At 73.5% G+C, this 11,115-nt stretch carries 8 protein-coding genes and 1 pseudogene; 7 read left to right on the forward strand and 2 right to left on the reverse strand.

The genetic code is table 11. From position 1 onward, the window contains the following. From OMK64_RS19005 to OMK64_RS19035, 7 genes and pseudogenes are all read left to right on the forward strand, one after another. Window positions 1-565 (forward strand): annotated as a pseudogene (locus tag OMK64_RS19005) (isocitrate lyase); the annotation flags it as partial. A 57-nt stretch (window positions 566-622) separates the two neighbouring features. Continuing rightward, complete coding sequence (aceB, locus tag OMK64_RS19010; protein ID WP_272729926.1) at window positions 623-2,284, forward strand: malate synthase A; 1,662 nt, start codon at window positions 623-625, stop codon at window positions 2,282-2,284. A gap of 99 nt (window positions 2,285-2,383) precedes the next feature. Further along, window positions 2,384-3,772 (forward strand): chromate efflux transporter, encoded by a 1,389-nt coding sequence (gene chrA, locus OMK64_RS19015; RefSeq protein WP_272729927.1) that lies wholly within the window; start codon window positions 2,384-2,386, stop codon window positions 3,770-3,772. 211 nt (window positions 3,773-3,983) lie between these two features. Beyond that, entirely contained in the window at window positions 3,984-6,734 is a 2,751-nt protein-coding gene (gene adhE / locus OMK64_RS19020; protein WP_272729928.1) for a bifunctional acetaldehyde-CoA/alcohol dehydrogenase, read from the forward strand. Between the two features lie 260 nt (window positions 6,735-6,994). Next, window positions 6,995-7,519 (forward strand): hypothetical protein, encoded by a 525-nt coding sequence (locus OMK64_RS19025; protein WP_272729929.1) that lies wholly within the window; start codon window positions 6,995-6,997, stop codon window positions 7,517-7,519. 110 nt (window positions 7,520-7,629) lie between these two features. Then, window positions 7,630-7,752 carry a molybdopterin oxidoreductase gene (locus OMK64_RS19030; RefSeq protein WP_124343805.1) on the forward strand — a complete coding sequence of 41 codons (123 nt, stop codon included), beginning with the start codon at window positions 7,630-7,632 and terminating at the stop codon, window positions 7,750-7,752. 78 nt (window positions 7,753-7,830) lie between these two features. Then, window positions 7,831-9,078, forward strand: coding sequence for a pyridoxal phosphate-dependent aminotransferase (locus OMK64_RS19035; RefSeq protein WP_272729930.1), 1,248 nt, complete (start codon window positions 7,831-7,833; stop codon window positions 9,076-9,078). Window positions 9,079-9,093: 15 nt separating this feature from the next. Here the strand turns inward: OMK64_RS19035 and OMK64_RS19040 are convergent, their stop codons facing one another. After that, the gene (locus OMK64_RS19040) at window positions 9,094-9,636 is read right to left on the reverse strand and encodes a hypothetical protein (protein ID WP_272729931.1); all 543 of its coding nucleotides are present in this window, start codon (window positions 9,634-9,636) and stop codon (window positions 9,094-9,096) included. A gap of 16 nt (window positions 9,637-9,652) precedes the next feature. Further along, window positions 9,653-10,828, reverse strand: a complete 1,176-nt coding sequence (locus tag OMK64_RS19045; protein ID WP_272729932.1) for a multidrug effflux MFS transporter — start codon at window positions 10,826-10,828, stop codon at window positions 9,653-9,655. Window positions 10,829-11,115 lie beyond the last annotated feature (287 nt).

The raw sequence follows: 11,115 nt of genomic DNA on the forward strand, positions 1-11,115 counted from the left end.
CGAGCGCGACCACGCGTTCCTCACCGGCGAGCGCACCGCCGAGGGGTACTACCGGGTGGAGCCGGGGCTCGACGCCGTCGTCGCGCGCGCCGACGCCTACGCGCCGTTCGCGGACCTGCTGTGGGTCGAGACGTCGACGCCGGACCTCGACCTCGCGATCGAGTTCGCCGAGCGCATCCACGAGAAGCACCCCGGCAAGCTCCTCGCGTACAACTGCTCGCCGTCGTTCTACTGGCGCCGCCACCTCGACGACGCGCAGATCGCGCGGTTCCAGCGCGAGCTCGCCGGGTACGGGTACGCGTTCCAGTTCGTCACGCTGGCCGGCTTCCACGCGCTCAACCACTCGATGTTCGACCTGGCCCGCGGCTACGCGCAGCGGGGCATGTCCGCCTACGTCGACCTGCAGCAGGCGGAGATCGCCGCCGAGGCCGACGGCTACACCGCGACCCGCCACCAGCGCGAGGTCGGCACGGGGTACTTCGACCGGGTCGCCACCGCGATCTCGCCCGACGCCTCGACGCTCGCGCTCGCCGGCTCCACCGAGACGGCCCAGTTCACCCACTGACCACACGACCCGTCCGACCGGCTTGCAGCCCGTCGGACCCGCACCCGGAGGTGCACCATGACCGTCCTGACCCCCGCCCGCGCGCCGCTGACGGGACCCGTGATCCAGCCGCACCTCGACGTCGTCGGGCCGGCCGTGCCCGGCTCGGCGGAGATCCTCACGCCCGAGGCGCTCGACTTCGTCGCCGACCTGCACACCGTCTTCGGCACGCGCCGCACCCTCCTGCTCCGCGAGCGCCAGCTCCGCCGCGACCGCATCGCGAACGGCGCCGACCCGGGCTTCCTGCCGCTGACCGCCGGCGTCCGCGCCGACCGGTCGTGGCGCGTCGCGGGGCCGGGGCCCGGCCTGGAGGACCGGCGCGTCGAGATCACCGGCCCGTGCGACCGCAAGACGACCGTCAACGCGCTCAACTCGGGGGCGCGCGTCTGGCTCGCCGACCTGGAGGACGCGACGAGCCCGACCTGGGAGAACGTCGTCGGCTCGCAGCACAGCCTGTTCGACGCGATCCGCGGGAACGCGGACTTCACGACGCCCGAGGGCAAGGAGTACCGGGTCGGCGACCAGACGCCGACGATCGTCTTCCGGCCGCGCGGCTGGCACCTCGCGGAGAAGCACGTCGAGCACGTCGACCGCGCGGGTCAGCGGTACGGGGCGTCGGCCTCGCTCGTCGACGCCGGGCTGTACCTGTTCCACAACGCGCACGCGCTGATCGACGCCGGCCGCGGCCCGTACCTGTACCTGCCGAAGATCGAGAGCCACCTCGAGGCGCGGCTGTGGGACGACGTCTTCCGGTTCGCCGAGGCGTACCTGGGCCTGCGGCACGGCACGATCCGCGCGACGGTGCTGATCGAGACGATCACGGCGGCGTTCGAGATGGAGGAGATCCTCTACGAGCTGCGTGACCACTGCGCCGGGCTGAACGCGGGGCGCTGGGATTACATCTTCAGCATCGTGAAGACCTTCCGGTCGCGCGGCCGCCGCTGGGTCCTGCCGGACCGGTCCGCCGTCACGATGACGGTCCCGTTCATGCGGGCGTACGCGGACCTGCTCGTCGCGACGTGCCACCGTCGGGGCGCCCAGGCCATCGGCGGGATGAGCGCGTTCGTGCCGAACCGGCGGGACCCCGAGGCCAACGAGCGCGCGTTCGCCCAGGTCCGCGCGGACAAGCAGCGCGAGGCCGGGCAGGGGTTCGACGGCACGTGGGTCGCGCACCCGGATCTGGTGCCCGTCGCGCGCGAGGTCTTCGACGAGGCGCTCGGCGACCGCACCGACCAGCGCGACGTGCAGCGCCCGGACGTCACCCCCGACGCGGCGGCGCTGCTCGACGTCGCCTCGGCCGGCGGCACCGAGCCGGGCGCGGTGACCGACGCGGGCCTGCGGACCAACCTGTCCGTCGCCGTCCGCTACCTCGAGGCGTGGCTGCGCGGGACCGGCGCGGTCGCGATCGACGGGCTCATGGAGGACGCGGCCACCGCCGAGATCTCCCGCTCGCAGGTGTGGCAGTGGGTGCACCACGGCGTCGTCACCGACTCGGGGACGACGATCACCGCGGACCACGTGCGGTCGGTCCTGGCCGACGTCCTGGCCGGTCTCCCCCGCACCGACGGCGACCGGTTCGACGCCGCCGCAGCCCTGGTCGAGGAGGTCGCGCTGGGAGACGACTTCCCGACGTTCCTCACGGTCCCGGCGTACGCGCAGCACCTCGTCGTGCGTCGCTGACCTGCGACGGACGCCCCCTCGGCGTGGCGCCACCCCACCCCGGTGGCGCCACGCCGAGACGCGTCCCGACGCGCCCCGCGCGGCGGCGATACTCGTCGGGTGGACGACGCCACGACCCCGACACCGGTCGCGACACCCCGGGACGTCATCCCGTTCCGGACCGCCGTGCGCGCCTGGTTCGCGATCTCGTGGCAGACGTTCGGCGGCCCCTCCGGCCAGATCGCCGTCATGCAGCGGACCCTCGTGGACGAGAAGGGCTGGATCGGCCAGCGCCGGTTCCTGCACGCGCTCAACTACTGCATGCTCCTGCCGGGCCCGGAGGCGCAGCAGCTCGCCGTGTACACCGGCTGGCTGCTCAACGGGACGCGCGGCGGGATCGTCGCGGGCGGGCTGTTCGTGCTCCCCGGGATGCTCGCGCTCCTCGCGCTCGCCGCGATCTACGTCGCGTTCGGCGACACGACCGTCGTGAGCGCCGTGTTCGCCGGGCTCGCGCCGGCCGTCCTGGCGATCGTCGCGCAGGCCGTCGTCCGCGTCGGGCGCCGCGCGCTGACCAGCCCCCCGCTCGTCGCGCTCGCGGTCGCCTCGTTCGTCGCGCTCGCGCTGTTCGGCGTCCCGTTCCCGCTCGTCGTGCTCGCCGCGGGCCTCGCGGGCTGGCTGCTCCACCGCGTCGCCCCGCACCAGATCGACCCGCCGCCCAGCCGTCCCGACGCCGACGCCGAGGGCCGCACCCCGCTCATCCCCGACGACGCGCTGCACGCCGAGCGGCCGTCGGGCCGGCGCACCGCGCGCGTCCTCGCGATCGGGCTCGTCGTCTGGGCCTTGCCGGTGCTCGCCGTGCTCGCGCTCACCGGCCGCGACAGCACGCTCACGCACCTCGGCACGTTCTTCTCCGGCACCGCGGTCGTCACCTTCGGCGGCGCGTACGCCGTCCTCGCCTACGTCGCGCAGCGCGCGGTCGAGACGTACGGGTGGGTGACCCCCGGCGAGATGACGCGCGGCCTCGCGCTGGCCGAGACGACACCCGGGCCGCTGATCATGGTGGTGCAGTTCGTCGCGTTCCTCGCCGCGTACCGGGCCCCGGGCGACCTCGACCCGTGGGCCGCGGCGGTCGTCGGCGCGTTGCTCGTGACGTGGGTGACGTTCGTGCCGTCGTTCCTCTTCATCTTCCTCGGCGCTCCCTACGTCGAGCGGCTGCGCAGCAACCGCTCGCTCAGCGCCGCTCTCGCGGCCGTGACCGCCGCGGTCGTGGGCGTCATCGCGAACCTCGCGCTGTACTTCACGACGCACACGCTCTTCGCGCAGACGACGCCGATCACCTGGGGACCGCTGCGGCTCGACGTCCCCGACGTCTCGACGCTCCAGCCGTGGTCGCTCACGATCGCCGTCGTCGGTGCCGTGCTCGTCTTCGGGCTGCGCTGGTCGGTCCTGCGCACCCTCGCGGTGTGCGCCGCCCTCGGTCTCGCGCTGGGACTCGCCGGCATGCTCTGACGAGGCGTCTCGCCTGGTCGCCCCCGCCGTCCGGGACCCAGGTCCCGGGTCGCTCACCTGCGGTTTCGCACCACACGGGGTCGTCCCACGTTTTCAGGACCTTCGGCTCAGTCGTCGGATGACTGGCCCCCCTAGCGTCGAAGACGTCAACGGCGACGACTCCAGCAACCGCCGGGAGACATCTCCCGCGCACCGACCAGGGGAGCACACGGTGACTGTCACCGAGTCCAGCACGACCCGCACGACCAAGGCCAAGAAGGCCGTCGCGACCGCGCCCGCCGCGGCCGCACCCGCAGCGCCTGCGCTCTCCGAGGACCAGGTCGCGACCGCGATCGACGCGCTCGTCGCGAACGCGACGAAGGCGCTCGCCGAGTACGCGCGCTTCACGCAGGAGGACGTGGACCGCTTCGTCAAGAAGGGGTCCGTCGCGGCGCTCGACCAGCACGGCCAGCTCGCGAAGCTCGCGGTCGAGGAGACCGGACGCGGCGTGTTCGAGGACAAGGCCGTGAAGAACATCTTCGCGTGCGAGCACGTCACGAACTCGATGGCGGACCTCAAGACGGTCGGCGTCATCGCCCGCGACGACCTGCGCGGCATCACCGAGATCGCGGAGCCGGTCGGCGTCATCTGCGGCGTCACGCCCGTGACCAACCCGACCTCGACGGCGATCTTCAAGTCGCTCATCTCGCTCAAGACGCGCAACCCGATCATCTTCGCGTTCCACCCGAACGCGCAGCGCTCGTCGGTCGAGGCGGCCCGGATCGTGCGCGACGCGGCCGTCGCCGCGGGTGCGCCCGAGCACTGCATCCAGTGGGTCGAGACGCCGTCGATCGCGGCGACCAACATGCTCATGAACCACCCGGGCGTGAGCCTCATCCTCGCGACGGGCGGCAACGCGATGGTCCGCGCCGCCTACTCGTGCGGCAAGCCGGCCCTCGGCGTCGGTGCGGGCAACGTCCCGGCCTACATCGAGAAGACCGCGAAGCTCAAGCGCGCGGTGAACGACGTCGTGCTCTCCAAGGCGTTCGACAACGGCATGATCTGCGCGTCCGAGCAGGCCGTCATCCTCGACGACGAGATCTACGACGCCGCGATGGCGGAGTTCGCGACGCTGCACGCGTACCTCGCGACGCCCGCCGAGAAGGCGAAGCTCGAGCAGTTCATCTTCGGCGTCGACGCGCAGGGCACGAACTGCGCCGACGCGAAGCTCAACCCGACGGTCGTCGGCAAGACCCCGCAGTGGATCGCCGAGCAGGCCGGCTTCACGGTCCCCGCGGACACCTCGATCATCCTGGCCGAGGTCTCGGGCGTCGGCCCGCACGAGCCGCTGACGCGCGAGAAGCTCGCGCCGGTCCTCGCGGTGCTGCGCGCGACCACGACCGAGCAGGGCATCGCGCTCGCCGAGCAGATGGTCGAGTTCGACGGGCTCGGCCACTCCGCGGCGATCCACACCCGCGACGACGCGCTCACCGAGGAGTTCGGCAGCCGCGTCAAGGCCGTCCGCGTCATCGCGAACGCGCCGTCGTCGCTCGGCGGCATCGGCGACATCTACAACGCGTTCATCCCCTCGCTCACGCTGGGCTGCGGCTCCTACGGCCACAACTCGGTCTCGAACAACGTCTCGGCGGTGAACCTCATCAACGTCAAGCGCGTCGGCCGGCGCAACAACAACCTGCAGTGGTTCAAGGTCCCCGCGAAGACGTACTTCGAGCCGAACGCGATCCGCTACCTGCAGGACATGCCCGACGTCGAGCGCGTCACGATCGTCACCGACGCGACCATGACGACGCTGGGCTTCGTCGACAGGATCATCGACGTCCTCAACCGCCGGCACAGCAAGGTCGCGCTGCAGATCATCGACCAGGTCGAGCCCGAGCCGTCGGTGCGCACCGTGCAGAACGGCGCGGCCCAGATGCGCCACTTCCGCCCGGACACGATCATCGCGCTCGGCGGCGGGTCGCCCATGGACGCCGCGAAGGTCATGTGGCTCCTGTACGAGCACCCGGAGATCAACTTCTCCGACCTCAAGCAGAAGTTCTTCGACGTCCGCAAGCGCGCGTTCAAGTTCCCGACGCTCGGCGAGCTCGCGCAGCTCGTCTGCATCCCGACGACGTCGGGCACGGGCGCCGAGGTGACGCCGTTCGCGGTCATCTCCGACCCCGACGCGGGCAAGAAGTACCCGCTGGCCGACTACGCGCTGACCCCGTCGGTCGCGATCATCGACCCGGTGCTCACGGCCAAGATGCCCCCGTCGCTCGCGGCGGACTCGGGCTTCGACGCCCTGACGCACGCGACCGAGGCGTACGTCTCCGTCTACGCGAACGACTTCACGGACGGCATGGCGCTGCAGGCGATCCGCCTCATCTTCGACAACCTCGCGATGTCGGTGAACGGCGACCCGGCCGACCCGGCCACGCGCGACGCGCGGGAGAAGATGCACAACGCGGGCACCATCGCCGGCATGAGCTTCGGCAACGCGTTCCTCGGGATCGTGCACGCCATGGCGCACGTCGTCGGCTCGACGTACCACCTGGTGCACGGCCGCACGAACGCGACGCTCCTGCCGCACGTCATCCGCTACAACGGCACCGTCCCGACCAAGCTCACGAGCTGGCCGAAGTACGAGCACTACGTCGCCCCGGAGCGGTTCCAGCAGATCGCGCAGATGCTCGGCCTGCCGGCGGCCACCCCGGCCGAGGGCGTCGAGTCGTACGCGCTGGCCGTCGAGGCGCTGCGCTCCAAGGTCGGCATCCCGTCGTCCTTCCAGGCGCAGGGCGTCGCCGAGCAGGAGTTCATGTCGCGCCTCGACGAGGTCGCCATGGGCGCCTACGAGGACCAGTGCGCTCCCGCCAACCCGCGGATGCCGATGATCGACGACATGAAGGACCTCATGACCGCGGCCTACTACGGCACGTCGCTGGAGGACGTCCGTTCCCGCCGCACCGAGCAGCAGGAGGCCTGACCTCCGGCGCGGCGGTCCGCCCCGCTCCCCCTGGTGGGCGGACCGCCGCCCTGCTCGCCCCGACGCCCCGTCGCGGCCGCTCCTTCGGCCCGGCGGGGCGTCGCCGTGCCCGGCCGGCGTCGGCGCAGGTCGGAGACGCGGCGTGGCGCGCACGGCACGCCGGAGCGGACCCGCTCGGGGTGCCGCCCGGCGTCGACGCGGGCAGACTGTGGCACCGATCCGCCGGACCCGCCCCCGCCGACGTCCTGTAGGAGGACCCCGTGACCGCACGCCCGCACGCCCGCCCGCTGCTCGTCCGCGCCGCCGCCCCGGTCCTCGCCGCGGGCCTCGCCCTCGGCCTCACCGCGTGCTCCGACGCCGACATCGACCAGGCCGCGCAGTCCGCGAAGGACGCCCGCACCGCGGCCGAGGACGCCGTCGGCGACCTGCGCGCCGCGGTCGACGAGGCGCGCGCGCACGCCGAGGAGGTGGGCGCCCAGGTCGAGGAGACGCGCGCGAAGCTGGACGGCCTGGACGAGCAGGCCCGCACCCAGGCGCAGTCCGCGGTCGACGAGGCCGAGGCCGCCGTGACCGAGGCGCAGTCGGCGCTCGAGGCCGCGCAGCAGGACGCGTCGGCGGAGGCGCAGCAGCGCGTCGCGGACGCGGAGCAGCAGGTCGCGGACGCCCGCGCCCAGCTCGAGGCCGCCAAGGCCGACGCGGGCGGCGAGGCGGCCGACGCGCTCGACTCGCTGGCCGCCGAGCTCGGCTCCCTGGGTGACGACCTCCGCGCGGCCACAGGCAGCTGACCCCACCCTCTGTCGCGGCACGGCGGCGTCCTGCACGGCCGTTGGGGTGATTTCACGGTTCGCCCGCGCGGCACGTTGAGACCTGCGCCACACCTGCCGATGGTGGAGGTATGAGCGACCGGCAGCCGTCCCGAGTGGGACGCCAGCACCACGTGGAGTGGTGGGTGGTGTGCGCGTGGGCGTCGCTCGCGGTCCTGCTCGTCGTCGGTCTGGTCGGCGCGGTCGGTCTCTGACCGGCGCCGTCCTCGCGACACGGGTCACGGGACGCGGCCGGCTCCTCGCCACGCGCCCACGGGACCTATCCTCGCCCGATGGGCGAGCCGAGCGACGGGCAGCACAGCATCGGGCACGGCCGGTGGCGTGAGGTCGCACGCGCGTCGGGGCTGCTCGCCGCCGACGGTCAGGTGCGGGCGACGATCTTCGCGGAGATGTCCGCGCTCGCCGAGTCGACCGGGTCGGTCAACCTCGGCCAGGGCTTCCCGGACGTCGACGGCCCCGAGTCGGTCGCCCGCGCCGCCGCCCAGGCCATCGCCGACGGCCGCAACCAGTACCCGCCCGGGCCGGGGATCCCCGCGCTGCGGCACGCGGTCGCCGAGCACCAGAAGGCGCACTACGGCCTCGACCCGGACCCCGACCGCGAGGTGCTCGTCACGACCGGCGCGACCGAGGCGCTCGCCGCGGCCGTCCTCGCGCTCGCCGGTCCCGGCGACGAGGTCCTGACGCTCGAGCCCTTCTACGACGCCTACGCCGCCGTGGTCGCCCTGTCCGGCGCGACGCACACGACCGCTCCCCTGCGCGCGACGCCCGACGGGTTCCGCGTCGACCTCGACGCGCTCGCCGCGGCCTTCAGCGACCGCACGCGGCTCGTCCTGCTCAACACGCCGCACAACCCGACCGGCACCGTCCTCACGCACGACGAGCTCGCCGCCGTCGCGCGCCTCGCGACCGGTCACGACGCGATCGTCGTGACCGACGAGGTGTACGAGCACCTGGTGCTGGACCCCGCCTCGCGGCACGTGCCGATCGCGACGCTGCCGGGCATGGCCGAGCGGACGCTGACGATCTCGTCCGCGGGCAAGACGTTCTCGTTCACCGGCTGGAAGGTCGGCTGGGTCACCGGCCCCGAGCACCTCGTCACCGCGGTGCGGACCGTCAAGCAGTTCCTCACCTACGTGTCCGGTGCGCCGTTCCAGCCCGCCGTCGCGTTCGCGCTGCGCGACCCCGACGTCGCCGCGTGGGTGCGGGACCTCGCCGCGTCGCTCGCCTCGCGACGCGACCGTCTGTGCGCGGGCCTCGAGGCCGCCGGGTTCACGGTCGTGCGCCCGCAGGGCACCTACTTCGTGCTCGCCGACTCGGCGCCGCTCGGGTTCGACGACGGCGCCGCGCTGTGCCGCGCGCTCCCCGGGCTCGCCGGCGTCGTGGGCGTGCCCGTCACCGCGTTCACGCACGACGGGTCGGACGTCGACCGGGCGCTGCGCTCGTGGGTGCGGTTCACGTTCGTCAAGCGCGACGAGGTCCTCGACGAGGCCGTGACCCGGCTCCGCCGGCTGCGCGCCTGACGGGCGCGGCGGACGTCAGGCGCTCGTCAGTCCCGGTGCGGCGGGCGTCGAGGTGAGCGCCCGCGCGCCCTTGACGTTGAGGCCGAGGTTGGCGCGCAGCACCGTGTCGCCCGTCGCGCGGTCGACGAACGACGCGGTGTAGAGCAGCCGCCGCCGCAGGCGGAGCTCGACCGCGTCGTGCGGGAGCTCGCCCAGGAGACGCTCGGTCACGGAGCCCGAGCCCGCGCGCCGCACGAGCAGGAATCGGCGGTCGGTGCGGACGCACCAGATCGGCTCGGTCGACACGACGGCGCCGACACCGAGCGCCCCGCCCGTGAGCGCGAGCGAGGCCACCCCCAGCACCGCCGAGGCACCGGCGCTCTTGGCCGCGTTGCGGCCACCGGCACCCTTCGGCTGCACGTGGGTGACGCCGAGGACCTCCTCGCCCGGCTCGAGCAGGTGCTCGCGGGCTGCGGCGACGAGTGCGGAACGGCTGATCAGGGGGGCCTCCAGGGCGTCGGGTCGCGCGACGGTACCGTCAGCCCGGTGACCTGGGGGGACGATCCGGTCGGGTGTCACCCGACCGAGTGATGGCTCAGCCGGTCCACGCGCCGTCGCGGCGGTACGCAGGCGTCGCGAGGGCCAGCACGAGCAGCGCAGCGACCGACGCCCCGACCATGACGACGGCCATCGCGACCGCGTCACCGCCGAGCAGGCCGGACAAGGGGCTGACGAGCCCGGACACCCCGGCCTGCGAGGCACCGATAAACGCGGCGGCGGTGCCGGCGACCTCGCCGTGCCGGCTGAGCGCGAGGGCCGAGGCGTTGGGCGGCACGAAGTTCACGAGCGCGAGCACGAGCCACTGGACGACGAGGAGCGCCCAGAGCCCGCCCACGCCGGTCAGCGCGAGCACGAGCAGCACCGTCGTGAGCGCGAGCGACAGCGGCAGCACGACGCGCACGATGCGGATGGGCGCGACCCGCCGCACGAGCGCCGCGTTCACCTGCGCACCGGCGACGAGGCCGACGCCGTTGATCGCGAACAGCAGCGAGAACTGGTGCTCGGACAGCCCGAAGCCTTCACGCAGGACGAACGGCGACGCGACCACGTAGCTCATGAGGACGGCGACGCCGAGGCCCGGCATGACGGCGAGCGCGACGAAGTGCCGGTCCCGCAGCAGCGCGCGGTAGCCGGAGAGTGCGGTGCGCAGTCCGCCGTCGCGTCGGCGCTCGGGCGGGAGCGTCTCGGGCAGGCGGCGCCAGACGACGAGCCACAGCACGACGCCGAAGACCGCGAGCGCGACGAACACCGCGCGCCAGCCCGCCTGGCCGGCGATGACGCCGCCGATCGAGGGCGCGAACAGCGGTGCGACGCCGATCACGAGCATGAGGCGCGACATGAGCCGCGACGCGTCCGCGCCGACGAACCGGTCGCGGATGACGGCCATCGCGACGACGGTCGCGGACGCGTTGAAGAAGCCCTGCATCGAGCGCAGCGCGATGAGCGGGATGATCGCCGGGGCGATCGCACACAGCAGCGACGTGACGACGTGCAGCGCGACGCCGACCATCACGGGCTTGCGGCGGCCGAAGCGGTCGGACAGCGGGCCGATGACGAGCTGACCGACGGCGCCGCCGATCATCATCGCCGTCATGGTGAGCTGCGCCGCGGTCGCGGAGGTGTTCAGGTCACGGGCGACGTCGGGCAGCGACGGCAGGTAGATGTCGGTCGAGATCGCCGGCAGCGCGCACATGAGGCCGAGCAGCAGCACGTACTTCGCGTTCGGCCGGTAGACGGGTGCGTCGGTCTCGACGGTGCCCGACGACGAGGTCGGGGCGGTGGCGTCCGTGGGGGCGGACGCGGTGGGGGCGCGGGGCGCAGCGTCGGGGGGGCTGGGATGGGGGGGCGGGGCTGGGCGGGGGGGCGGGTCGGCGGCAGGAGCGTGCCGATCTTGAGCGCGGCGGCCGAGTCGGAGCCGCCGTCGGTCGCGTCGTCTCCGCTGTCGCCGTCGCCGCCGCTGCACGCGGCGAGAACCAGCGCGGCAGCGCCCGCCAGGGC

Origin of the sequence: Cellulomonas fimi, assembly GCF_028527925.1 — a bacterium.
GTDB classification, from domain to species: domain Bacteria; phylum Actinomycetota; class Actinomycetes; order Actinomycetales; family Cellulomonadaceae; genus Cellulomonas; species Cellulomonas fimi_C.